The sequence below is a fragment of the Pseudogulbenkiania sp. NH8B genome (assembly GCF_000283535.1).
GTDB classification, from domain to species: domain Bacteria; phylum Pseudomonadota; class Gammaproteobacteria; order Burkholderiales; family Chromobacteriaceae; genus Pseudogulbenkiania; species Pseudogulbenkiania ferrooxidans.
Genome location: NC_016002.1, coordinates 2989036 through 3013940 on the forward strand (window position 1 = coordinate 2989036; position 24905 = coordinate 3013940).

The 24905-nt window shown below is 64.5% G+C and carries 22 protein-coding genes; 8 read left to right on the forward strand and 14 right to left on the reverse strand.

What is annotated here, in order from left to right; genetic code table 11:
- The first annotated feature begins 8 nt into the window (after window positions 1–8).
- The 6 genes from NH8B_RS13695 to mmsB all read left to right on the forward strand — a co-directional run bounded on the left by NH8B_RS13695 (window position 9) and on the right by mmsB (window position 7128).
- Complete coding sequence (locus NH8B_RS13695) at window positions 9–860, forward strand: 3-hydroxybutyryl-CoA dehydrogenase (protein WP_014087833.1); 852 nt, start codon at window positions 9–11, stop codon at window positions 858–860.
- A 196-nt stretch (window positions 861–1056) separates the two neighbouring features.
- The gene (locus NH8B_RS13700) at window positions 1057–2559 is read left to right on the forward strand and encodes a CoA-acylating methylmalonate-semialdehyde dehydrogenase (protein ID WP_014087834.1); all 1503 of its coding nucleotides are present in this window, start codon (window positions 1057–1059) and stop codon (window positions 2557–2559) included.
- Window positions 2560–2655: 96 nt separating this feature from the next.
- Window positions 2656–3816, forward strand: coding sequence for an acyl-CoA dehydrogenase family protein (locus tag NH8B_RS13705; protein ID WP_014087835.1), 1161 nt, complete (start codon window positions 2656–2658; stop codon window positions 3814–3816).
- Window positions 3817–3943: 127 nt separating this feature from the next.
- Window positions 3944–4726: an enoyl-CoA hydratase gene (locus tag NH8B_RS13710; protein ID WP_014087836.1), complete on the forward strand. Its 783-nt coding sequence runs from the start codon at window positions 3944–3946 to the stop codon at window positions 4724–4726.
- Between the two features lie 150 nt (window positions 4727–4876).
- The gene (locus NH8B_RS13715; RefSeq protein WP_014087837.1) at window positions 4877–6001 is read left to right on the forward strand and encodes an enoyl-CoA hydratase/isomerase family protein; all 1125 of its coding nucleotides are present in this window, start codon (window positions 4877–4879) and stop codon (window positions 5999–6001) included.
- Between the two features lie 239 nt (window positions 6002–6240).
- Window positions 6241–7128, forward strand: coding sequence for a 3-hydroxyisobutyrate dehydrogenase (gene mmsB / locus NH8B_RS13720; RefSeq protein ID WP_008954511.1), 888 nt, complete (start codon window positions 6241–6243; stop codon window positions 7126–7128).
- A gap of 128 nt (window positions 7129–7256) precedes the next feature.
- Here the strand turns inward: mmsB and NH8B_RS13725 are convergent, their stop codons facing one another.
- From NH8B_RS13725 to NH8B_RS13785, 13 genes are all read right to left on the reverse strand, one after another.
- Window positions 7257–8042, reverse strand: a complete 786-nt coding sequence (locus NH8B_RS13725; protein ID WP_014087838.1) for an endonuclease — start codon at window positions 8040–8042, stop codon at window positions 7257–7259.
- 128 nt (window positions 8043–8170) lie between these two features.
- A complete protein-coding gene (locus NH8B_RS13730) occupies window positions 8171–8923 on the reverse strand; it encodes a competence/damage-inducible protein A (RefSeq protein ID WP_014087839.1) in 753 nt (250 codons plus the stop codon).
- A gap of 124 nt (window positions 8924–9047) precedes the next feature.
- Window positions 9048–9851 carry a YdcF family protein gene (locus NH8B_RS13735; protein ID WP_014087840.1) on the reverse strand — a complete coding sequence of 268 codons (804 nt, stop codon included), beginning with the start codon at window positions 9849–9851 and terminating at the stop codon, window positions 9048–9050.
- A gap of 12 nt (window positions 9852–9863) precedes the next feature.
- Window positions 9864–10574 carry an ABC transporter ATP-binding protein gene (locus NH8B_RS13740; protein ID WP_008954507.1) on the reverse strand — a complete coding sequence of 237 codons (711 nt, stop codon included), beginning with the start codon at window positions 10572–10574 and terminating at the stop codon, window positions 9864–9866.
- On the reverse strand, window positions 10571–11341 hold the full coding sequence (locus NH8B_RS13745) for an ABC transporter ATP-binding protein (RefSeq protein WP_008954506.1): 771 nt from the start codon (window positions 11339–11341) through the stop codon (window positions 10571–10573). Before NH8B_RS13745 ends, NH8B_RS13740 begins: the two co-directional genes overlap by 4 nt.
- Before the next feature lie 3 nt (window positions 11342–11344).
- Window positions 11345–12430, reverse strand: a complete 1086-nt coding sequence (locus NH8B_RS13750; RefSeq protein WP_014087841.1) for an ABC transporter permease subunit — start codon at window positions 12428–12430, stop codon at window positions 11345–11347.
- Between the two features lie 19 nt (window positions 12431–12449).
- Window positions 12450–13379, reverse strand: a complete 930-nt coding sequence (locus NH8B_RS13755) for a branched-chain amino acid ABC transporter permease (protein WP_014087842.1) — start codon at window positions 13377–13379, stop codon at window positions 12450–12452.
- 490 nt (window positions 13380–13869) lie between these two features.
- Window positions 13870–15219 carry an N-succinylarginine dihydrolase gene (gene astB, locus NH8B_RS13760; protein WP_014087843.1) on the reverse strand — a complete coding sequence of 450 codons (1350 nt, stop codon included), beginning with the start codon at window positions 15217–15219 and terminating at the stop codon, window positions 13870–13872.
- Entirely contained in the window at window positions 15216–16676 is a 1461-nt protein-coding gene (astD, locus tag NH8B_RS13765; RefSeq protein ID WP_014087844.1) for a succinylglutamate-semialdehyde dehydrogenase, read from the reverse strand. Before astD ends, astB begins: the two co-directional genes overlap by 4 nt.
- Complete coding sequence (gene astA / locus NH8B_RS13770; RefSeq protein ID WP_008954501.1) at window positions 16677–17711, reverse strand: arginine N-succinyltransferase; 1035 nt, start codon at window positions 17709–17711, stop codon at window positions 16677–16679.
- Entirely contained in the window at window positions 17708–18742 is a 1035-nt protein-coding gene (aruF, locus tag NH8B_RS13775) for an arginine/ornithine succinyltransferase subunit alpha (RefSeq protein WP_041702993.1), read from the reverse strand. Before aruF ends, astA begins: the two co-directional genes overlap by 4 nt.
- 127 nt (window positions 18743–18869) lie before the next feature.
- On the reverse strand, window positions 18870–20084 hold the full coding sequence (locus NH8B_RS13780) for an aspartate aminotransferase family protein (protein WP_014087846.1): 1215 nt from the start codon (window positions 20082–20084) through the stop codon (window positions 18870–18872).
- A 145-nt stretch (window positions 20085–20229) separates the two neighbouring features.
- Window positions 20230–20910 carry a Crp/Fnr family transcriptional regulator gene (locus NH8B_RS13785; protein ID WP_014087847.1) on the reverse strand — a complete coding sequence of 227 codons (681 nt, stop codon included), beginning with the start codon at window positions 20908–20910 and terminating at the stop codon, window positions 20230–20232.
- Between the two features lie 84 nt (window positions 20911–20994).
- Between NH8B_RS13785 and NH8B_RS13790 the strand changes: the two genes are divergently transcribed.
- Together NH8B_RS13790 and NH8B_RS13795 are read left to right on the forward strand one after the other, a co-directional pair.
- Window positions 20995–22260 (forward strand): NnrS family protein, encoded by a 1266-nt coding sequence (locus tag NH8B_RS13790; protein WP_232503470.1) that lies wholly within the window; start codon window positions 20995–20997, stop codon window positions 22258–22260.
- 58 nt (window positions 22261–22318) lie between these two features.
- Window positions 22319–22543, forward strand: coding sequence for a DUF2249 domain-containing protein (locus NH8B_RS13795; RefSeq protein WP_014087850.1), 225 nt, complete (start codon window positions 22319–22321; stop codon window positions 22541–22543).
- Between the two features lie 81 nt (window positions 22544–22624).
- On the opposite strand, the gene pnp is transcribed toward NH8B_RS13795, so the two are convergent.
- The gene (gene pnp / locus NH8B_RS13800) at window positions 22625–24772 is read right to left on the reverse strand and encodes a polyribonucleotide nucleotidyltransferase (RefSeq protein WP_014087851.1); all 2148 of its coding nucleotides are present in this window, start codon (window positions 24770–24772) and stop codon (window positions 22625–22627) included.
- Window positions 24773–24905 lie beyond the last annotated feature (133 nt).

Consider the following 24905-nt stretch of genomic DNA (forward strand, 5'->3'; position numbering starts at 1 on the left):
GAGACATCATGGCAATCACCCGCATCGGCGTTATCGGCGCCGGCACCATGGGCAACGGCATCGCCCAGACCTTCGCCCGCCACGGTTTTCAGGTCACCCTGGTCGACACCTCGGCCGCGGCGCTGGAAAAAGGGCTCGCCACCATCCGGACGAGCCTCGCCAAACTGGAAAAGAAGGCGCTGCTGAGCCCCGCCGACGTCGAGCTGACCCTCTCCAACATCGCCACCGCCGACACGCTGGCCGCCCTGACCGGCTGCCAGCTGGTGGTGGAAGCCGCCACCGAGAACCCCGCGATCAAGGAAAAGATCTTCCGCGAGCTGGCGCGCACCCTGCCCGCCGACGCCATCCTGGCGTCCAACACCTCGTCGATCTCGCTGACCCGCATCGCGGCCTGGGTGGAGTGCCCGGAGCGGGTGATCGGCATGCACTTCATGAACCCGGTGCCGCTGATGCCGCTGGTGGAGATCATCCGCGCGCTGCAGACCGACGATGCCACCCACCAGGCGGTGCACACGCTGGCGGTGGAAATCGGCAAGACCCCGGTAACGGTGAAGGACGGCCCGGGTTTCGTCTCCAACCGCGTGCTGATGCCGATGATCAACGAGGCGGCGTTCGCGCTGTACGAGAACCTGGCCAGCGCCGAGGACATCGACACCGTGATGAAGCTCGGCATGAACCACCCGATCGGCCCGCTGGCGCTGGCCGACCTGATCGGCCTGGACACCTGCCTCGCCATCATGGACATCCTTCATGACGAATTCCGCGACAGCAAGTACCGCGCCTGCCCGCTGTTGGCGCAGCTGGTGGCGGCCGGGCGGCTCGGTCGCAAGAGCGGGCACGGCTTCTACCGCTACGACTGACGACACGGGGAGAACGCGCACCCGGTGCATGGTCTAAACAGAACATCATAAAGGTTGGCCGAAGCCCCTGTTCATACCCGTCGCGGGAGCCATACCGGATCGCGGGCCCGGCGCAGAGGGTTTCCCTGCGCTGCCGGCCCGCGCCGGGCAGCATCGAACACCGGCCCCTGTCCGGCCACGCGGAGGAGAAACCACGATGAGCACTGCCGTCCCCACCATCAAACTGCTGATCAACGGCGAATTCGTCGAGTCCAACACCAGCGACTGGCGCGACGTGGTCAACCCGGCCACGCAGCACGTGCTGGCGCGGGTACCGATGGCGACGCCGGAGGAAGTCGACGCCGCCGTAGCGGCGGCCAAGGAAGCCTTCAAGAGCTGGAAGAAGACGCCGATCGGCGCCCGCGCCCGCCTCTTCCTCAAGTATCAGCAGCTGATCCGCGACAACATGAAGGAGCTGGCGGCCATCCTCACCGCCGAGCAAGGCAAGACCCTGGCCGACGCCGAGGGCGACGTGTTCCGCGGCCTGGAAGTGGTCGAACACGCCGCCAACATCGGCAACCTGCAGCTGGGTGAGCACGCCGAGAACGTCGCCAGCGGCGTCGACACCTACACCGTGCAGCAACCGCTCGGGGTGTGCGCCGGCATCACGCCGTTCAACTTCCCGGCCATGATCCCGCTGTGGATGTTCCCGATGGCCATCGCCTGCGGCAACACCTTCGTGCTCAAGCCGTCCGAGCAGGACCCGATGGTGACGATGCGGCTGGTGGAACTGGCGATCGAAGCCGGCATTCCGCCCGGCGTGCTCAACGTGGTGCATGGCGGGCCCGAGGTGGTCAACGCGCTGTGCGACCATCCCGACATCAAGGCCTTGTCCTTCGTCGGCTCCACCCCGGTCGGCACCCACGTCTACCAGCGCGCGAGCCAGGCCGGCAAGCGCGTGCAGTGCATGATGGGCGCCAAGAACCACGCCATCGTGCTGCCCGACGCCAACAAGGAACAGGCGCTCAACCAGCTGGTCGGCGCCGGTTTCGGCGCCGCCGGCCAGCGTTGCATGGCGATCTCGGTGGCAGTGCTGGTGGGCGAGGCACAGGGCTGGATTCCCGAACTGGTGGCCAAGGCCAGGGCGCTCAAGGTGGGCCCCGGCCGGGACAACCCGGACCTCGGGCCGCTGATTTCCCCCCGGGCGCGGGCGCGCGTCGCGGGACTGATCGCCAAGGGCATCGAACAGGGCGCCAAGCTGGAGCTGGACGGCCGCGCCGTGCAGGTGCCCGGCCACGAGCAGGGCAACTTCGTCGGCCCAACCCTCTTCTCCGGCGTGAAGCCCGGCATGGCGATCTACGACCAGGAAATCTTCGGGCCGGTGCTGTGCCTGGTGGGGGTGGATAGCCTCGACGAGGCCATCGAACTCATCAACGCCAATCCGCACGGCAACGGCACCGCCATCTTCACCCAGAGCGGCGCCGCGGCGCGCAAGTTCCAGGAGGAGATCGACGTCGGCCAGGTCGGCATCAACGTGCCGATCCCGGTGCCGGTGCCGCTGTTCTCGTTCACCGGCTCGCGCGGTTCCAAACTGGGCGACCTGGGACCGTACGGCAAGCAGGTGATCCTGTTCTACACCCAGACCAAGACCGTCACCAGCCGCTGGTTCGACGACGCCGCCTCGAGCGGCAAGGTCAACACCACCATTGCGCTGCACTGACGCATCATCAGGCGCGGCGCGCTCATCCAACCCGGACGCGCCGCATATCGACATCCTCCCGCCGACACGGCGGGGCTGACAAGATTGGCTGAAAACATGGACTTTGCCCTGACTGAACAACAGATCGCCTTCCAGGACGCCGCGCGCGCCTTCGCCACGCACGAACTGGCGCCGCATGCCGCGGAATGGGACGAACGCGAGGAGTTTCCGCTCGACGTCATCCGCCGCGCCGGCGAGATGGGCTTTCTCAGCCTGTACACGCCGGAAGCCTACGGCGGGCTGGGACTCAGCCGTCTCGACGCCGCCATCGTGTTCGAGGAACTGGCCGCCGGCTGCACCTCCACCGCCGCCTACCTCACCATCCACAACATGGTGAGCTGGATGATCGCCAGCTTCGCCAAGCCCGAGGTGGCCGAGCACTGGGTGCCGCAGATGGTGACAGGCGCCAAGCTCGGCAGCTACTGCCTGACCGAACCGGGCGCCGGCTCCGACGCCGCCTCGCTCAAGACCCACGCCGAGAAGAAGGGCGACGTTTACCTGCTCAACGGCTCCAAGATGTTCATCTCCGGCGCCGGCAGCACCGAGGTGCTGGTGGTGATGGCGCGCACCGGCGGCCCCGGCCCGAAGGGGGTGTCCGCCTTCGTGGTGCCGGCCGACGCGCCCGGAATCCAGTACGGCAAGAAGGAGAAGAAGATGGGCTGGAACAGCCAGCCCACGCGCGCCGTCACCTTCGACAACGTCGAGATTCCGGCCGCCAACCTGCTCGGCGAGGAAGGCCAGGGCTTCACCTTCGCCATGAAGGGGCTGGACGGCGGGCGCATCAACATCGCCACCTGCGCCGTCGGCACCGCCCAGGCCGCGCTGAATGCGGCGCAGCGCTACGTGCAGGAGCGCCAGCAATTCGGCCACGCGCTCGCCGACTTCCAGACCGTGCAGTTCAAGCTCGCCGACATGCTGACCGAGCTGGTCGCCGCGCGCCAGATGGTGCGCCTGGCGGCGTGGAAGCTCGACAGCGGCAGCCCCGACGCCACCGCCTACTGCGCCATGGCCAAGCGCCTCGCCACCGATCTCGCCTTCAACGTCGCCAACCAGGCGCTGCAGCTCTTTGGCGGCTACGGCTACCTCAAGGATTTCCCGCTCGAGCGCCACGTGCGCGACCTGCGCGTGCACCAGATCCTGGAAGGCACCAACGAGGTGATGCGCATGATCGTGGCGCGCCACCTGCTGAAGGATGGCGCGCTCGATACGCTGCGCTGAACGCCAGGCCGAACTAGGGGTCGGGAGGGTTGAAACACGACACATCGCTTCCAATCATGGCGATAGGTTTCGTCCCTCCTCCCCGCTCAACAACGGCCAGGACAGGCCACACAACAAGGAGAACATTTTGCCGAACTACGCCCATCTCAACGTCGAAAAACACGGCCACACCGCGCTGGTGACCATCACCAACCCGCCCGCCAACACCTGGAACCGGGAGAGCCTCTCCGCCCTCAAGGCGCTGGTGACCGACCTCAACGCCGAGCGCGACATCTACGCCCTGGTCATCACCGGCGACGGCGAGAAGTTCTTCTCGGCCGGCGCCGACCTGACGCTGTTCGCCGACGGCAACAAGACCGTCGCCACCGAGATGACCATGCTGTTCGGCGAGGCCTTCGAGGCGCTCGCGGCGTTCCGTGGCGTCAGCATCGCCGCCGTCAACGGCTACGCCATGGGCGGCGGGCTGGAATGCGCCCTGGCCTGCGACATCCGCATCGCCGAGGAACAAGCTCAGATGGCGCTGCCGGAAGCCGCCGTCGGCCTGCTGCCCTGCGCCGGCGGCACCCAGCTGTTGCCCTGGCTGGTAGGTGAAGGCTGGGCCAAGCGCATGATCCTGTGCGGCGAGCGCGTGGACGCCGCCACCGCGCTGCGCATCGGGCTGGTGGAAGAAGTGGTCGCCAAGGGCCAGGCGCGCGCCGCCGCGCTGGCGCTGGCGGAGAAGGTGGCACGCCAGTCGCCGTCGTCGGTGGCAGCGTGCAAGACGCTGGTGCAGCGCGCCCGCGTCGAGCCGCCGTCGTACAACCTGATCCACGAGCGCGAGCGCTTCATCAAGCTGTTCGACACCGAGGATCAGAAGGAAGGCGTCGGCGCCTTCCTGGAAAAGCGTCCGCCGCAGTGGAAGAATGCCTGAGAGCCGCTCACGGTCCGTCGCGAGCGCATCGCTGCGTGCCGATCTTCCGCGGAGACCCGCAAAGATTCGCACGCGGCACACCTGAACCCCGATCGGGAACGCGCCGCAAGACCGTAAATCGGTTCTGACTAGTTGGCCGAAAGGAACACCATGAACGACGAAGTCCTGTTTGAAGAACTGGCCAGCAGCAACGGCCGGCGCATCGGCGTGGCCACGCTCAACGCCGAGAAATCGCTCAACGCGCTGACGCTGGGCATGATCCGCCTGCTCAACGCGCAATTGCAGCGCTGGGCCGCCGACGACACCATCGCCTGCGTGCTGTTGCGCGGGGCCGGCGAACGGGCGTTCTGCGCCGGCGGCGACGTGCGCGCGGTGCGCGACGCCATCCTGGCCCACCACGGCGACGGTCCGATTCCCGAGGTGGTGACGTTCTTCCGCGAGGAATACACCCTCGACCACCGCCTGCACACCTTCCCCAAACCGGTCATCGTCTGGGGCCACGGCATCGTCATGGGCGGCGGGCTCGGCCTGATGGTCGGCGCCAGCCACCGTGTCGCCACGCCGGCCACGCGCATCGCCATGCCCGAAATCACCATCGGCCTGTACCCGGACGTGGCCGGCAGCTGGTTCCTGCAGCGCATGCCGGCCAAGCTCGGGCTGTTCCTCGGCCTGACCGGCGCGCCGCTCAACGCCCACGACGCGCTGATCGTCAACCTGGCCGACCATGTCGTCGCGCTGGACGGCTATCCCGAGCTGCTGGCACGTCTGACCGACACCGCCTGGTCCGATACCGCTTCGGCCAACCACGCCGCCGTCACCGCCCTGCTTAACGACATGGAATGCGCTACCCACGCCTCCTTGCCGATGTCCAACGTCGAGCGCCAGCTGGTGGCCATCCACCGCCTGATGAACCGCGGCAGCCTGGCCGCCGTGGCGCAGGCGCTGACCGACGGCCATTTCGACGACCCGTGGCTGCAGGCGGCGGCGCACAGCTTCGCCCACGGCAGCCCGAGCTCGGCCGCGGTCACCTGGGAAATCTACCGCCGCGCCAAGCACCTGTCGCTGGCCGAGGCGTTGCGCATGGAGCTGATCCTGTCGGTCAACTTCTGCAGCAAGCCGGACTTCCGCGAAGGCGTGCGCGCGCTGCTGGTGGACAAGGACCGCCAGCCGCAGTGGAGCCGCAAGACGTTGGCCGAAGTCGACCAGGCCTGGGTCGACAGCCACTTCACCGCGCCGTGGGGTGATGGCGAACACCCGCTGGCGGCACTGGGCTGAGTTACCAACTTAAAGGCGAGAGCCCGTTTCAGTAGGCGAGCCAGAGCAGATTGAGGGCCGACAGCGCACAGGAACCGGAATGGACACGCAGTCCATGAGGATTCCGTATCGCTGAGCGGATGACTGCGTGCAACTCTCTCGCTGAGCCGATCGAAGTTTGGCACGCAGGGATTTGCCCAGCGAAAATTCGCACGCAGTCTGCCTACACTCAAATGAAATGGGCACCTCAGGAGACAACCATGACTCACACCGCTTTCATCGGCCTCGGCAACATGGGCGGGCCGATGGCCCTCAATCTCCTCCGCAAGGGCTTTGCCATCAAGGTCTTCGACCTCTCCGCCGAGGCCATGCAAAGGTTGGCCGAAGCCGGCGCCACGGTCGCCACCAGCGCCGCCGATTGCGTCGCCGGCGCCGACATCGTGCTGTCGATGCTGCCCGCCAGCCACCACGTCGAGGGCCTGTACCTGGGTGAAAACGGCCTGCTCGCCCAGCTGCCCAAGGGCACGCTGGTAATCGACTGCAGCACCATCGCCGCCGCCAGCGCCATCAAGGTGGCCGAGGCCGCGCTCGCCGCCGGCCTGCGCATGCTCGACGCGCCGGTATCGGGCGGCACCGCCGGCGCCGCCGCCGGCACCCTGACCTTCATCGTCGGCGGCGAGGCGGCCGACCTGGAACAGGCCCGCCCGCTGTTCGAGGCCATGGGCAAGAACGTGTTCCTCGCCGGTGGCCACGGCGCCGGCCAGAGCGCCAAGATCTGCAACAACATGATGCTTGGCATCCTGATGGCCGGCACCGCCGAGGCGCTGGCGCTGGGGGTCAAGAGCGGGCTCGACCCCAAGGTGCTGTCCGAGATCATGGCCAAGAGCTCCGGCCGCAACTGGGCGCTGGAGCTGTACAACCCCTGGCCAGGGGTGATGGAAAACGTGCCGGCCAGCCGCGGCTACAGCGGCGGCTTCATGGCGGAACTGATGCTGAAGGACCTGGGCCTGGCCGAACAGGCGGCGCTGGCCTGCCACGCCGCCAACCCGCTCGGTGCCTTGGCGCGCAACCTGTACGAGGAGCACGTCGCCGACGGCCACGGCAAGCTCGACTTCTCCAGCATCCTCAAGCACTTCTACCGCGACTGAGCGGCAGGCCGACCGGCCGCTTTCGGCCCCCGTCTCTGCGTACATCCAGGGAGACGGCCGGGCTGCCGCTCCGGCACACGAGAGTCACGCCCTGCCCGGTCTCCTGTCAGAGCGTACCTCGCAAGCGCTCAGCCGCAGCGCTTGGCCAGCTGCTGCGGGTCGCTCACGTAAGGATTGCCGCTGCCCTGCAACGCCACGATGCGCGCTTCGCGCTGGCGCTCCCATTCGTCCACCGGATAAGTTTTGGCCCAGGCGCACATCAGTTGGCGATCCTGGCTGCTCATGCGCAGGCCGTACTGGTCGTGCATGTACAGGGTGATGCGCGCGGCGCGTCCGCGCACCTCTTCGCGCGGCTGCACGCGCCGGTTCTTGAAGTCGACGATGGTCTGGCACTGGCCGTACATCGGGGTCGGAGTGCGCGTCCAGGCGCCGTACGACAGGTTGCCGCGATCGCCGTTGACCTCGCCCACCGCCGGAACCAGGTTATTCAGATCGCCCTCGGCCATGCGGAACGCCGCGTCGGTGGCCACGCAGTTCTTGCGCCCGCCCTGCTGCCAGCATTGCCGCTGATGCCCCAGTACCCAGGCCGGCACCACGTGCTCCCACTCGATGCGACTGGCGCGCGCGGCGTTCTTGCGCGGCTGATACCCACAGGAAGCGAAATCGACGTCCTTGCCGCTGTACTTGCAGCCGCAGTAGAAGTCTTCCTCCATGCCGGCAAAGACCTCCGGCAACACTTTCTTGGCGTTATTGAAGTCGCGGTGACCCACGCTGTGCTTGCCGGATACCAACGTGACCGCTTCGGCGGGGGGCGGAGTGTACGAGGAAACGTCCCGGGCGACGGGGGATGGACGGTCATGGCCGAGGCAGGCGCTCAGCAGCAAGGGCAACAGCAAAAACAGCAAGCGTTTCATGGCGGGTGGCAGGCAAAAAACCGCCACCCTAGCCCGCCCGCTCAGGACAACTCAAGCGCAGGAAACAAATATAAACAATTTAAAATAATGCCAAATAGATGGTTTATTTCAAAACAAATACTTGCAAATTATGCGGTGCTACGTACCTCGTAGCCACGCTTGACCAATTCCTTCTCCAGCTCGGACAAAGCGATGCCGACCAGCGCCGGTTGGCCGCTGAAACCGAACTCGATGTGCATCTGGGGGATGGCGTCGTTGCCGAAGTTGGGCAGGCTGGACAGCTTCAGCGCCGGGTAGCGCGCACTGAACGTCTCCATCAATCCGATCAGGTCACCCTCGCGGGCGTTGATGGCGATCACGCTACGCTCGACATCCGGCACATCGTTCCGGAGGTGCGGGTAGTGCGTATCGAGCACCCACTCGATCATCGGCCACGCCATGGCCGGAAAACCCGGCACGAAATGCACGTCATGCACCGAGAAACCCGCGATGCGGTTGACCGGGTTCGGGATCAGGCGCGCGCCGAGCGGGAACGCCCCCATGTTGATGCGGTGCGGATAGGCCTCGTCGCCGAAACGCTCCTCGATAATGGCGCGCGCCTCCGGGTGCACCGCCAGCTCCACCCCCAGCGCGCGGGCAGCACAGCCACGGGTATGGTCGTCCGGGGTGGCGCCGATGCCACCGAAGCTGAACACCAGGTCGCCACTGGCGAAGGCACGCTTCAACGCCGCCTCGATCCGATGCGGATCGTCTCCGAGGTACTCGGCCGCCGCAAGTGGCATGCCGCGAGCGGCCAGAATACGGATCAGCGCCTGCAAATGCTTGTCCTGGCGCTTTCCAGACAACAATTCGTCGCCGATGATGATGGCTGCTACCTGCATGACTGGCTCCTGTCAGAGTGTTCGTGAATCAATCTGCTGCGCGCCCCATCCGGCCCGGCGAGGCACGCCGCCCACCGGCACGACGGTGCTTCGGCACTGGCGACAATGCCGTTCTCCCGCGCGGTCAGGATTTGAGATGCGAGACCGAGCGGAGCAACGCGGTACCCCGCTCGCGTACGGCATAATACAGCCGCCCCACCCATTCGCGCAGCGCGGCGTGCGTCTCCTGCATCGCCCGCCCGGAAGGCAGGTACCACATCACGCCACCACCATCGTAGCGTACGAGTCCGGTCGGCGCCGGCAGTACCTTCAGGCCCTGCTCTTCGAACAGCGGCACGGCCCGTGCCAGGTGCCAGCCCTGGCTGACCAGCGTGATGGAACGCACGCCGTCGGCCTTGAGCAGCTGCGCCGACAGGCGTGCGTTGTCGAACGTGGTATCCGAGCCCTGCTCGACCCAGCGCGGCTGCACACCGTAATCGCTCACCAAGGTGCGGGCCATCACCGGCGCTTCCGCCTCGCCCCCCAGCGGCGCACCGCCGCTGACCAGCACGGGACGGCCACTGTCCCGCGCCAGGTAGGCGGCATAACGCAGCCGCACTAGGGTATCGGCCGAGGGCTCGTTGCGGCCGTATTCCGGCGCCGGCTTCTTGCCGCCCCCCAATACCACGATGGCACCGGTCTCCCGCACCTGGGACAGCGCCACCAGCGGAAAACGCTCGAGCGGACGGTTCAGCCACATCGCCATCTGCGGGGTCGCCAGGGCGTATGACAAGCCCAGCGCGAGCGCAACGACCACACTCCCCGCCCCCGGATGGCGCCGCCTCAGCCACAGCCCCAGCAGGACAAGCAGGATGACGTTGAGCGGGGGCAATAAAAAAGCCCCGAGGAGCTGGTGAACCAGCACGCCGGGGCCAAGAGTCGCATTCATTGTCAGCTCGGGTCAGCCGCCCAGATAGGCGTTACGCACCCGCTCATCATCCAGCAGCTCGCGCGCCGGGCCGCTCATGGTGATGCGGCCGCTCTCCATCACGTAGCCGCGCTGGCTGATCTCCAGCGCCAGCTTGGCGTTCTGCTCCACCAGCAGCATCGTCACGCCCTGCGCCGAGATCATCTGGATGATCTCGAAGATCTTCTGCACGATGATCGGCGCCAGACCCATCGACGGTTCGTCCAGCAGCAGCAGCTTGGGCTTGGACAGGATCGCCCGCCCCATCGCCACCATCTGCTGCTCGCCGCCCGACAGCGTGCCGGCCAGCTGCTTGAAGCGTTCCTTCAGACGCGGGAACAGCTCGTAGACGTGTTCCAGCTCGTTCTGGATCGCCGCCTTGTCGTCGCGGTAGAACGCCCCCATCAGCAGGTTCTCTTCCACCGTCAGCTTGGCGAAGATGCCGCGGCCTTCCGGCACCATGGCCAGACCGCGGCGCACGAAGTTGTGCGCCGGAATCCCGGCGGTTTCCTTGCCGTCGTAGACGATGCTGCCGCCAGACTTCTTCTCCATCCCCACCAGCGTGCGCAGCGTCGAGGTCTTGCCGGCGCCGTTGGCACCGATCAGCGTCACCAGTTCGCCCTGCTCGATGTGCAGGTCGATCCCCTTCACCGCATGGATGCCGCCGTACGACACCTGCAGGTTCTTCACGTCCAAGAGACTCATGCGTGGGCCGCTCCCAGGTAGGCTTCAATCACTTTCGGGTCCTTGCGCACCACTTCCGGCACGCCTTCGGCGATCTTCTTGCCGTAGTCGAGTACGGCGATGCGGTCGCACAGGCCCATCATCAGCTTCACGTCGTGTTCGATCAGCAGCACGGTCACGCCGTCCTTGCGGATCTTTTCCATCAGCACCTTGAGGTCTTCAGTTTCGCTCGGGTTCATGCCGGCGGCCGGTTCGTCGAGCGCCAACAGCTTGGGCTCGGTGGCCAGCGCACGGGCGATCTCCAGGCGGCGCTGGTGACCGTACGACAGGTTGCGGGCGCGTTCAAAGGCGACGTCGGTGATGCCGACGTAGGCCAGCAGCTCCCACGCCTTGGCTTCGATCGCCTTCTCTTCGGCCATGGTCTTCTTGTCGCGCAGGATCGCACCCAGGGCGTTGGCCTTGGAGCGGATGTGGCGACCCACCATGACGTTCTCCAGCGCGGTCATCTCGCCGAACAGGCGGATGTTCTGGAAGGTCCGGGCGATGCCGGTGCCGACCACCACGTGCGGCTTGGCGCGGAACAGGTCCTGGCCGTCGAAGGTGAAAGTGCCTTCGTCGGGCTGGTAGAGACCGGTCAACACGTTGAACAGCGTGGTCTTGCCGGCGCCGTTCGGGCCGATCAGGCCGTAGATCTCACCCTTGTTGATGGTCAGACCGACATTGTTCAGGGCATGCAGGCCGCCAAAGCGCTTGTTGATGCCTTCGATTTTCAGCAGAGCGTGTGCCATGGCTTAACCTTTCTTCGCGTCGTCGAACTCGGCCTTGCGGCGCTTGGACGGCCACATGCCTTCCGGACGCAGCAGCATCATGATGACCAAGGCGAGGCCGAAGATCAGCATGCGGGCGTTTTCCGGGTCGATCAGCATGCGACCGAAGGTGTGCATCTGCAGCGGGCCGATGACGTCGCGCAGCACTTCCGGCGCCACGGTCAGCACCACCGCCCCCAGGATCACGCCCGGGATGTGGCCCATGCCGCCCAGCACGATCATCGCCAGGATCATTACCGATTCCAGCAGACCGAACGATTCCGGCGAGATGAAGCCCTGGAACGAGGCGAACAGGCCACCGGCCACACCACCCGACAGCGCGCCCAGCGAGAACGCCAAGAGCTTGATGTTGCGGATGTTGAGCCCCATCGCGGCGGCAGCGATCGAGTCTTCGCGCATCGCCACCCAGGCACGGCCGATGCGCGAGTGCTGCAGGCGCCAGGCCATGATCACCACCAGCACGGTCAGCGCCAGGAAGAAGTAGTAGTAAAGATAAACGCTGTTGAAGCTGTGGCCGGCGATCTCCAGCGGCTTGCCGAACGACAGCCCGCCGATCTTGACCGGATCGATCAGGTTGATGCCCTGCGGGCCGTTGGTGATGTTGATCGGCGCGTTCAGGTTGTTCATGAAGATACGCACGATCTCACCGAAGCCCAGCGTCACGATCGCCAGGTAGTCGCCCTTCAGGCGCAGCACCGGGGTGCCGAGCAGGATGCCGAAGAACGCTGCCACCACGGCCCCGAGGGGGATGGTGATGTAGAACGGCAGGTGGATGTCGAAGTGCGGCGAACCCAACAGCGCAAAGGTGTAGGCACCGACGGCGTAGAAGGCGATGAAGCCCAGGTCCAGCAGGCCGGCGAAGCCGACCACGATGTTGAGCCCCAGCGCCAGCATCACGTACAGCAGCGCGAAGTCGATGATACGCAGCCACGAGTTGCCCAGCAGGCCGCCGACGACGAACGGCAGCACCGCGAGCACGATAGCCGACACGAGGAACAGGCCGACCTTCTTGTTGGTGTCGAGCTTGTTCATTTCTAGTGCCATGGTCATGTTTGTTTCTCCCCTTCGATCAGGCACGGTCGGCCATTTTTTCGCCCAGCAGGCCGGACGGACGGAAGATCAGCACCAGGATCAGCACCATGAAGGCGAAGATGTCCTGGTAGTGGCTGCCGAGGAAGCCGCCGGTCAGGGTGCCGATGTAGCCGGCGCCCAGGCTCTCGATGATGCCGAGCAGGATACCGCCCGCCACTGCGCCGCCGAGGTTGCCGATGCCGCCCAGTACTGCCGCGGTGAACGCCTTCAGGCCGATCAGGAAGCCCATGTAGTAGTGGGCCTGGTCGTAGTTGGTGGCGACCATGACGCCGGCGATGGCGCCCAGCGCGGAGCCCAGCATGAAGGTGGAGGAGATGATGGTGTTGACGTTGACGCCCATCAGCGAGGCCACGCCGGGGTTCTGGCTGGTGGCGCGCATGGCGCGGCCGAGCTTGGTCTTCTCGACCATGATCAACAGACCGGCCATGATCACCAAGCACAGCACGATGATCATGATCTGCAGCACGGTGATGCTGGCGCCGAAGATCTCGACGGTGTCATGGCTCAGGATCGACGGGAACGGGATGTAGTTGCGGCCCCAGATCAGGATCGCCACCTGCTGCAGCACGATCGACAGGCCGATCGCGGTGATCAGCGGCGCCAGGCGCGGCGCGTTGCGCAGCGGACGGTAGGCGACGCGTTCGATGGTATAGCCCAACAGCGCGCAGGCCGGAATGGCAATAACGAGACCAATCAGAACCAGTAGCGGCCCCGGAAGGTTGACTCCGGCCCCCATCAGCGAGGTCACGACGGTGATGGTGACCATGGCCCCCATCATGACGACTTCGCCATGGGCGAAGTTGATCAGCCCCATGATCCCGTACACCATGGTGTAGCCCAGCGCGATCAGCGCGTAGATGCTACCCAGCACGAGGCCATTGAGTATCTGTTGCAAAAAAATGTCCACGGTGGGAATTCTCCTTTGATTGAAGACCCGACGACACGACGGGGGTGACCCTCTTTTCGTTATCGTCCATCTAGCGTCCGGTTGATGACTTTTGCTGTCACTATCCGGAAACTTCGGCGGATTATGCGTGTGTCTACAATCGACTGTCAATCTTAACAAGAGCCCCAAAAACCCCTAAAGAATAGACCTCCAAACACGACACAAGTAATTGTTTTTTATGGATTTTTTTTATTAATCTCGAAATACAACCGAAACGCGCTGCACCGCACCAGAACAAAACATCGCACGCCCCGGATTGAACCGACGATTTTCCTGCAGATTTTCGATCAAATAGCGATTTTCCGTCATGAGCTCTGATGGGCTGGCAAGAAAACGCCGTGAAAACAAGCTCTTTCCGTTGCTACTCGCGTCGAGCAACGACAATTTTTGTTGTATACAAAATACAAAAGGCAACCCGCACCGGGCTGCCTTTTTTGCACCAGAACCGGACTCAAACCAGCTGGAACGGGTACACCGCGCCAAGTCCCATGATTTGGGTCAATTCATCGAGCGCGGTGCGGCATTCCAGCAACAGTTGCGGGTCACCGAGGTCTTCCGGCGACAGGCGATCGCGATAATGCTTGTCCACCCAGGTGTTCAGCGTGCCGAACAATTGCTCGGACATCATCACGCGCGGGTTGACCGCGGCGATTTCCGACTCGGACAAGGCCACGCGCAGACGCAGGCAGGCCGGCCCGCCGCCGTTCTGCATGCTTTGCTTGAGATCGAACACGCGCACCTCGTCGATCGGGCCGCCCGAGGCCTTGAGCTTCTCCAGGTAGGCCCAGACACGTTCGATATTGCGGCACTCTTCCGGCACCACGATGATCATGCCGCCGCCCGGCTTGGACAGCAGCTGACTATTGAAGAGGTAGCTCTTCACCGCCTCCTCCACCGACACTTCGGCCTGCGGCACCTCAATGGCGATGAAGTTGCCGCCTGCCGCCGCCAGCTTGCGGTCCAGCTCGGCCAGCACCTCGGCCTGATGCAGGAAGGACTTCTCGTGGTGGAACAGCACGTTGCGGTTACCGACCGAGATCACGTCGTTGTGGAACACGCCGGCATCGATGGTGTCCGGGTCCTGCTGGGCGTAGACCACGCCCTCCTCCTTCAGGCCGTGCAGCCGGGCCACCGCCTGGCACGCTTCCAGCGTCTGGCGCGCCGGGAACCGGGCCGGTTTCGGATAGCGGCTGTCGAAAGCAGCGGCACCGAACACGAAGAACTCCACACCGGCTCCGTCGTAACGGTCGCAGAAACGGGTATGGTTGGCTGCGCCTTCGTCACCGAAGTGCATCTGCGCCGGCAGCGCCTCGTGCACCATGAAGCGCTCGCGGTCGGCAAACATCGCCTGCAGGATGCGGCGAGTGGTCGGGTGCTCGATCGAACGATGGAACTTGTTGTTCAGGTTGGCCGGGGTAAAGTGCACGCGGCCGTCGGCGGTGTCGCCGGACGGGCTGACGGTGGCCGCGTTGGCGGTCCACATGCAGGAGGCGGAGGAGGCGGCCGCCAGGATGGCCGGTGCCTCCTTGGCCGCGCGCTCGATCACTTGCGCATCGCTGCCGCTAAAGCCGAGGAGACGCAGGCTCGCCACATCCGGGCGCTCGTGCGGCGCCAGCACGCCTTGCTTGAAGCCCAGGTCGTGAAGCGCCTTCATCTTGGCCAGCCCCTGCTTGGCGGCCAGCCTCGGGTTGGACACGGCGTTCTGGTTGCCGGTGGAAGCGACGTTGCCGTAGGACAGGCCGCTGTAGTTGTGCGTCGGGCCAACCAGGCCGTCGAAGTTCACTTCAAAAGCGTTGCTCACAGTACGATCCCCGGAGAAAGTTGAGTCGGAACGGTCAGGCTGTCGCACTCCAGCGAAGCGACCGGCCAGGCACAGTAATCGGCTGCATAGTAGGCGCTGGGGCGATGATTGCCCGAGGCGCCGATGCCACCGAACGGAGCGGCGCTGGAGGCACCCGTCAGCGGCTTGTTCCAGTTCACCACGCCGGCACGGCTTTCCAGCAGATAGCGCTCGTATTCGGCGCGGTCGTCCGACAGCACGCCGCCGGCCAGGCCGAAGCGGGTGTCGTTGGCGATCTCGATGGCCTGGTCGAACGAGGTGTAGCGGATCACCTGCAGCAGCGGACCGAAGAATTCGTCGTCCGGACGCTGGGCATCGGTGGTGTCGATGATGCCCGGCGACAGAATGGCGCCGGTCTCGGACAGGCGGCGCATTTCCAGCAGCACCTTGCCGCCGTTCTCACGCAACGTGGCCTGCGCCTTGAGCAGCGCGTCGGCCGCGGTGTTGGAAATCACCGAGCCCATGAACGGAGCCGGTTCTTCGTTGTAGAGCCCCACCTTGAGCTTGGCGGCGACCTCGACCAAACGTTCGACGAAGGCATCGCCCCACTCCCCGGCAGGGACCAGCAGACGCCGTGCGCAGGTACAGCGCTGGCCGGCGGAGATGAAGGCAGACTGGATCACGTGGTGCACGGCGGCATCGACCTCGGCCACCTTACCCACGATCAGCGGATTGTTGCCGCCCATCTCCAGCGCCAGTATCTTCTCCGGCTGGCCGCCGAAGGTCTTGTGCAGCAGGTTGCCGGTGGCGGAACTACCGGTGAAGAACAAACCGTCGATGCCGGCATGGTTGGCCAAGGCGATGCCGGTTTCCTTGGCGCCCTGGGCCAGGTTGATCACGCCCGCCGGCAAGCCGGCTTGCTGCCACAGCTTGACGGTTTCCTGCGCAGTCCACGGCGTCAGTTCGGACGGCTTGAAGATCACGGTGTTGCCCGCGATCAGCGCCGGCACGATGTGGCCGTTGGGCAGGTGGCCCGGGAAGTTGTACGGACCGAACACCGCCACCACGCCGTGGGGCTTGTGACGCAATACCGCCTGAGCGTCGCCCATGGGGGCTGCCCGCTCGCCGGTGCGCTCGTTGTACGATTTGACCGAGATGTCGACCTTGTTGACCATGGTGGTCACCTCGGTCAGCGCTTCCCACATCGGCTTGCCGGTTTCCTTCGCGATCACTTCGGCCAAGGCATTCTTGTTGGCGGCCAGAAGCTCGCCGAAACGACGGGCAATGGCTACCCGCTCGTCAAAAGAAGTGCGCGACCAATTCTTGAAGGCGGCGCGAGCGGCGGCAACGGCGGCGTCGACTTGAGCCGGCGAGGCGCCCTTGCCTTCCCAGATCACCTCGGCCGTGGCCGGGTTGGTTTTTTTCAACGACTCGCCGTCACCGGCCAGCCAGGTTCCATTGATACACAGCGTTGCCATTTAGATAGTCTCCTTGGGCGAGAGCGTGACACAGCGCACCGGGTCACCTTCGCCCACTTGCAGGGCGTGCGCCTCTTCGGGCGTCAGCAGAATCTCGTTATCGACGACGGTGGTTTCCGCCAGGATCACGCGGAAGCCTTCAAACTGGGTGTTCGACACCAGCAGGTTCTTGCGCTCGCCCTCGACCGGAGCGGTCACGACGCGGACGCTGGCCATGACGCTCTGCTTCACGGCGCGAATTTCGCTGGTATAGGCCTGCACCGTCGGACCGGCGTCGAAAATGTCGACGTAGCCCTCGTAACGGAAGCCCTCGGACTCCAGCATGGCGACCGCCGGCCGGGTGTTCTCGTGCGTCTTCCCGATCACGGCCCGGGCTTCGGGCGACAGAAAATCGATGTACACCGGGTGCTTGGGCATCAGTTCGGCAACGAAGGCCTTCTGCCCGACCCCGGTCAGATAGTCGGCTTCGGCGAACTCCATGGAGAAGAAGTGCCGGCCCAGCGCCTCCCAGAACGGCGACTTGCCGTCGCTGTCCGAGACCCCGCGCATTTCGGCCACCACCATCTTGCCGAACAGGTCGGCGAACTGGGCCAGGAATAGGAAGCGGCTCTTCGACAGCAAGCCACCGTTGCGGTTGACCCGGTAATCCGGGTGCAGGAACAGCGTGCACAATTCCGAATAGCCGGTATGGTCGTTGGACAGGAACAGGGTGTCGTGGCGCGAATAGACGTTCAACTCTTCCGAGGCGTGCACGATGGTGCCGACACGGTAGTTGTACCAAGGCTCGTGCAGGCCGACCGCCGCCTCCAGGGCGCAGATGCCGGCGACGGTGCCGTTGCTGCCGTCTTCCAGCACAAACACGTAGCCTTGTTCGGCCAACTCGGCCTCACCGCTGAACGAGCGCACCGAGCGCAGGATGCGCTTGGCCAGACGTTCCTCGTTGATCGGCAGCGACGTCAGGCCCACGCCGGCACTGGCCGCCAACTTCATCAGCCCCGGCAGGTCATCGCGGGTAATGGGACGGATCACCATCATGATTGTTTCTCCTTGGCCTCGTGCAGCGGCACCACACGCACCGGCTGGCCGTTCGACAGCGCCAGCGCCTGGGCGACATCCTGGGTCATCAGCGCCATCCCGTTGACCAAGGCCACGCGGGCCGCCACCGCGGCAAAGCGGTCGGTACAGCCATTGCTGAGCAGCATGGTGGTGGCGGACGGCGGCAGGCTGGCCGACACTTCCAACGGATAGGTGCCGCTGCATTCGACGGTCCACAGCCGGTCGACGTCGGCGGTCAGCACCGCGCCGCCATCAAAGATGTCGAGGTAGTTGTCGGCCTCGAAGCCCTCGCTAGTCAGCAGCATGAACGGCCGCTCGAAATCCGGGTGGACCTGGCCGATGGCGTTCTGCGCCTCGTCCGGCAGCAAGGGCACGTAGATCGGGTAGGCCGGCATCAGTTCGGCGATGAAGGTCTTGCTGTGCGAGACGAAGGCCTGCTCCACCTGGATGAAATCCATATTGAAGAAGCGCCGGCCGATGGCGTTCCAGAACGGCGACTGGCCCTGCTCGTCGTGGATGCCCTGCATCTCGGCCAGGATGCGCTTGCCGAAGCGCTCGCGCTGCCCGGCGATGAACAACAGACGGGCACGAGACAACAATTCACTGCCCAATTCCCCGTAGGCCGGGTCGGCGTAGAAGCCGCACAACTGCACCATCCCGGTCAGGTCGTGGCAGATATTCAGCACATGGATGCGGTTGTTGACCTTGAGCGGACGCGAGGCGTGCACGAAGGTCTCGCTGCGATAGCTGTAGAATGGTTCATCGAAACCGGCGGAAGCGCTGATCGAGGCGGTCCCCACCACCTCGCCGTGCTCTTCCAGCACGAACATATAGAATTCGCGGCCGGTATCCGGCACCGCCTCGTGCTCGAAAGCGCTGGCCGATTGCTGGATACGCTCGAACAGCTTGTCCCGGTCATTGGGCAAACTGGTCACGCCGATGCCGCTGGCCACTGCCATGCGCTCGATTGCAGGCAGATCGGAGGTCCGGACTGGACGGACGACTAACATGGGCAAGCCCTCCCAAGCATGTCAAATCATTGTCGCGACGTTTTTCAGGCGCAGCCGTCCCCTACGACCTGCCCAGCCGGGCAGGTCGCGGGTGAAAAACGTCAATTGTTAAGAGAAGGGGGCGGGTTTAGCGGACGCTAACCAGGCTGGCGATGGCGGCATCGAGGCGGGCGAGGCCCTCGTCGATGTCCTTGTCCTCAACCACCAGGGACGGCGCCAGGCGCACCACGTTCAGCCCTGCGACCAATACCATCAGGCGTTCTTTCTCGGCGGCCTTGAGGAAGTCCTTGGCACGGCCGGCGTACTCGTCAGCCAGCACGCAGCCGATCAACAGGCCCATGCCGCGCACGGTCTTGAACACGTGGTACTTGGCGTTGATGGCGTTCAGGCCGGCCACGAAACGATCATGCTTGGCGCGCACACCCTCCAGCACTTCCGGACGGCTGATGATCTCGACTACCTTGCCGGCGATGGCGGATGCCAGCGGGTTGCCGCCGTAGGTAGTGCCGTGGGTGCCGACGCCGAGACTCTTGGCGATGGCAGCGGTCGTCAGGATGGCCCCAACCGGGAAGCCGCCGCCCAGGCCCTTGGCCGAAGACAGGATGTCCGGGGTCACACCGTAAGACTGGTAGGCATAGAGCGTGCCGCAACGGCCGACGCCGGTCTGCACTTCGTCGAAGATCAGCAGCGCGTTGTGCTGGTTACACAGCTCGCGGGCTGCTTCCAGGTAGGCCTTGTCGGCCGGCAGCACGCCACCCTCGCCTTGCACCGGCTCGATCACCACGGCGCAGGTCTTGTCGGAGATGGCGGCCTTGAGGGACTCGATACTGTTGAACTCGACGTGGGTGATGCCAGCCGGATTGGGGCCGAATCCCTCGCTATACTTGGGCTGGCCGCCGACGTTGACGGTGAACACGGTACGACCGTGGAACGAGTTCTTGCAGGAAATGATTTCGTACTTGTCGGCACCGAAGTGATCGGTGGCGTACTTGCGGGCCAGTTTGAAGGCCGCTTCGTTGGCTTCGGCACCGGAGTTGCACAGGAACACACGCTCGGCAAAGGTCAGCTCGGTCAGACGAGTCGCCAGTTGCAGCGCCGGTTCGTTGGTGAAGACGTTGGACAGGTGCCACAGCTTGTTGCCCTGCTCGGTCAGCGCGGCCACCAGCTCCGGGTGGCAGTGACCGAGCGAGTTGACGGCGATGCCGCCAGCGAAATCGATGTACTCATTGCCCTGCTGATCCCATACACGGGAACCCAGCCCTTTCACCGGAATGAACTCGACGGGAGAGTAGTTGGGGACCATGACCTGGTCGAAGGTAGCGCGGGTAACAGCGTTGCTCATCTTGATAGTTCCTTCGTGCAGTAACGGGTACTTTGGGGTAATTGTCCGAATCATTCTAATCGAATCCGCAAACAGCCCCATATCCGGTTTGCGACATGCGATTACAAAAACCTCGGAGCCCGAAAGAGCGTGAATTCAGCGCAAATCAGGCCAGATTGCGCATTTCGGATAGCTTATTACGGTCAGGAACGCGGATTTCCCGGCCTTCCACCACGATCCCGGCCTGCTCGGCGAGTTTTTGCAGAACCCGAGAGAACGTTTCCGGGGTCAGGTTGAGGCGTGAGGCCAGCGTCTGTTTGTTGACCGGCAGGTTGACCACGTTGTCGTCGCTGTCCTCCAGGCTGTTGAGCAGGTAGCCCACCACGCGCTCCACGGCCGACTCCAGCGTGTAGGTCTCGACATCCTTGAGCAGCGTACGCAGCCGCATCGACAAGCCCGCCAGCATGCGCCGTGCCAGGCGGCTGTCGTCATCCAGCGCGGTAAACAGGGTTTCGGCTGGGATGAACAGCACCAGCGAATCCTCCACCGCCTGCGCCATCACCGGGTAGGGCTGCTCGAGAAACATCACGGCTTCGCCGAAGCTTTGCGAAGGGTGAATGATTTCGATCACTTTCTCGGTTCCCTGGCGCGCGACGATGGCGATCTTGATACGGCCGTACACCAGCACGTACATGCCCTGGCACGGGTCGCCACGCTGGAACAGCATCTGCCCCTTTTCGTAGCGCTGCTCGATCGCCCTTTCGGCCAACCTTGCCAGTTCGTCCTCGTGGCAAACGCTGAACAATGGAATGTGCTTGAGAAAGGCGTGCGTTGACGGCCCAGACATGATTTTCTCCCTCGATTCTTGACTCTGATCATTCAGCTCGGACGGCGTGCGTCCGATACTCCCTAATACCCCATCCGGAGTTGTATGAAGATGCGACCGCTATCCCCCACCCCCACTCCCAGCCCCGGCCTGGCTCCAAAACCATCGCCGGCAGTCACGCTACCGGCCTTCTTGCAGGCACCGCACCGCGTGGCCTTCCTGCCCGGCATGGTGTTCGCCATCACGCTCTTGGCAGGCTGGTCACTGGAAATGAGCCGCCGTCTGACAGGCTTTGCCCTGCCGCTATCCATCCCCGCCACGCTGGCTCACGGTTTCCTGATGCTGTACGGCATTTTTCCGTTCTTTATGACCGGCTTCATCCTGACCGCCGGACCACGCTGGCTCAACGTCGATGCACCGTCTCGCGCCCGCTACCTGGCCATTCCGGCACTGATGGCGGCCGGCCTGGTGTTGTGGCTCGCCGCCCTGGCGCTGGGCCCGGGCCTGGCCGTGGCCGGCCTGTTGAGTTATGCGCTGGGCTTTTCCGGACTGGTGCTGGTCTTCGGCCAGATCATCCTGGCCAGTCCACAACCCGACCGGCGCCACGCTATCGCGGTGGAACTGGCCTTCATCGTCGGCCTCGCCGGGCTGATGGCCGCCCTCTACTGGCTGCTCAGCGGCGACATCCTCGGCTGGGCGGTGATGCGTGACCTGGCGCTATGGGGCTTTTTGCTGCCGGTCTTCCTGACCGTCAGCCATCGCATGGTACCGTTCTTTTCCTCGAGCGTGCTTGCCGGCTATACCGTATGGCGGCCGAACTGGCTGCTCTATGCCTTGCTGGGCGGCTCGTTCGGCCACGGCCTGCTGCACATCGCCGGCGTCACCACCCTGCCCGCCGACCTGCCGTTCGCCCTGCTGCTGGCCTATACCTCGTGGCGCTGGCAGTTGCGGGCCAGCCTGTCGGTGCGCTTGCTGGGCATGCTGCACCTGGCCTTTGCCTGGCTGGCGATCGGTTTCACCCTGTACGTCCTGCAAGAAGGGGCCGCCCTCTTCGGCCAACCCCTGCTGGGGCTCGCGCCGCTGCACGCCATCACCACCGGCTTCTTCCTGACCATGATGATCGCCTTCGTGACACGGGTCAGTCTCGGCCATTCCGGACGGCCGCTGGAAGCCAGTCCTGGGATATGGCGGCTTTACCTCGCCGCCCACTGGATGGCGCTGGCACGGGTGCTCGCCGACCTCCTCCCCGCTGGGCTGACCAGCGTGCTGTATGTGGTCGCCGCCGGCGGCTGGCTGCTCACGCTGCTATGCTGGGGTAGGCTGTTCATCCCGGCCTACTTGAAGCGGCGCGAGGACGGCAAGCCCGGCTAAGTATCGATTTTCTCCGTAGCGCACCTACCGACCCGACCACCCGACCAAGAGAACCATCATGCCAGCCCAAGACCTGAGAAACATGGCCCCGCCCGGGCCGATCGAAATCATCCTCAATGCGGCCGATGAGCTTCAAGCAGGAGGCGAAGCCTCCTTCATCCTACCGCACTTTCCCGGCCCGCTGATCCCGATGCTGGACGAGTATGCCGCGCTCGAGTACCGCTTCGAAACCAGCAGCGAAGGCGGTGTGCTGCTGCACCTGCGCCGTCCGGCGGAGGACTGAGCGCGATACGGCGGCGGCCTCACACCCAAGGCAACAAAAAAGCCCGCGCATGCGCGGGCTTTTCACTGGCAGCGATCAGACTCAGCTGCCGGCCTTCAGACCGAAGGAGTCGGCGGTTTCGCGCGCCGTCTTGGCTTCGTCTTCCAGCAGGGCCTTGATCGACAGGCGGATACGGCCGCGGTCGTCCATCTCGATCGCCTTGACCTTCACCACCTGGCCTTCTTTCAGGTAGTCGGACACGTTCTTGATACGCTCGTTGGCGATCTGCGAGATGTGTACCAGACCATCCTTGCCCGGCAGGATCGATACGATGGCGCCGACGTTGTTGTCGAGAATCTTCACCACGGTGCCTTCGTAGATCTTGCCCACTTCGACTTCGACGGTGATTTCCTCGATGCGCTTCTTGGCGGCATCGGCACCTTCCTGGGTCACCGAAGCGATGGTGATGGTGCCGTCTTCCTCGATGTTGATCTCGGTACCGGTATCCTTGGTGATCGAGCGGATGGTCTCGCCACCCTTGCCGATCACTTCACGGATCTTGTCCGGGTTGATCTTCATCACGAACAGGCGCGGAGCGTGGGTGGACAGCTGCTGCGGACCCTCCACGGCTTCCTTCATCAGGCCGAGGATGTGCAGGCGGCCTTCCTTGGCCTGGTCGAGTGCGACCTGCATGATTTCCTTGGTGATGCCCTGGATCTTGATATCCATCTGCAGCGCGGTCACGCCTTCGGCAGTACCGGCCACCTTGAAGTCCATGTCGCCCAGGTGATCTTCGTCACCCAGGATGTCGGTCAGCACGGCGAAACGGTTGCCCTCCAGGATCAGGCCCATGGCGATACCAGCCACGTGCGCCTTCAGCGGCACGCCGGCGTTCAACAGCGCCAAGCAGCCACCGCATACCGACGCCATCGACGAGGAGCCGTTGGACTCGGTGATTTCCGACACCACGCGCATCGAGTAACCGAACTCGTCGGCGGACGGCAGCACCTGCGCCAGGGCACGCTTGGCCAGACGGCCATGGCCGATTTCGCGGCGCTTTGGCGGGCCCATGCGACCGGCTTCGCCGGTCGAGTACGGCGGGAAGTTGTAGTGCAGCATGAAGCGGTCGGTGTACTCGCCGGCCAGCGCGTCGATGATCTGCTCGTCGCGCTGGGTGCCCAGCGTGGTTACCACCATGGCCTGGGTTTCACCACGAGTGAACAGCGCCGAACCGTGGGTACGCGGCAACACGCCGGTGCGGATGGCGATCGGGCGCACGGTGCGAGTGTCGCGGCCGTCGATGCGCGGCTCGCCGGCCAGGATCTGGCCGCGCACGATCTCGGCTTCCAGGCTCTTGAAGATGCCCTTGATCTCGTTGGCGGTCAGGGTGTCGGTTTCTTCAGTGATCAGCGCTGCCTTGACGTCGGCCCAGGCTTCAGCTAGCACCTGCGTACGCGCCTGCTTCTGGCGGATACGGAAGGCGTTGGCGATTTTCTCGCCCGACACTTCACGCACCTTGGCGATCAGCTCGTTGTTCTGGGCCGAGGCGGACCAGTCCCACATTACCGGATTGACTTCGTCGGCCAGCTCGTTGATGGCCTTGATCGCGGCCTGCATCTGGTCGTGGCCGAACACCACGGCGCCCAGCATCACGGCTTCCGGCAGCTCCTTGGCTTCGGATTCGACCATCAGCACGGCACGATGGGTACCGGCAACAACCAGGTCGAGCTGGGAGGTTTCCAGTTCGGTCTTGGTCGGGTTGAGGATGTAGTCACCGTTGGCGTAGCCGACGCGGGCGGCGCCGATCGGGCCGTTGAACGGCAGACCGGAGATCGCCAGCGCAGCGGAAGCGCCGATCATCGCGGGGATGTCGGAATCGATTTCCGGGTTCAGCGACATCACCGTGGCGACAATCTGCACGTCGTGGTAGAAGCCTTCCGGGAACAGCGGACGGATCGGACGGTCGATCAGGCGGCTGGTCAGGATTTCCTTCTCGGACTGCTTGCCCTCGCGCTTGAAGAAGCCGCCCGGGATCTTGCCGGCGGCGTAGGTGCGCTCGAGATAGTCGACGGTCAGCGGGAAGAAATCCTGGCCCGGCTTGACGTTTTGCGAGCCGACCACGGACACCAGCACCACGGTGTCTTCCATGGTGACGAGAACGGCGCCGGAGGCCTGACGGGCCACTTCACCGGTTTCCAGGGTCACGGTGTGGCGGCCGTACTGGAAGGTTTTGCTAATCTTGTTGAACACAGGGCATCCCTTTTGCTATTGGTTTGAGGCAAGTGGACTCACAACGGGAACCCCTAGAAATACCGACTGGCTGCGGCAACCGGCATGTCTAGAGGCTCCTCCCGTCGTGTCATTCAGTTAGTGGGTCGGGAAA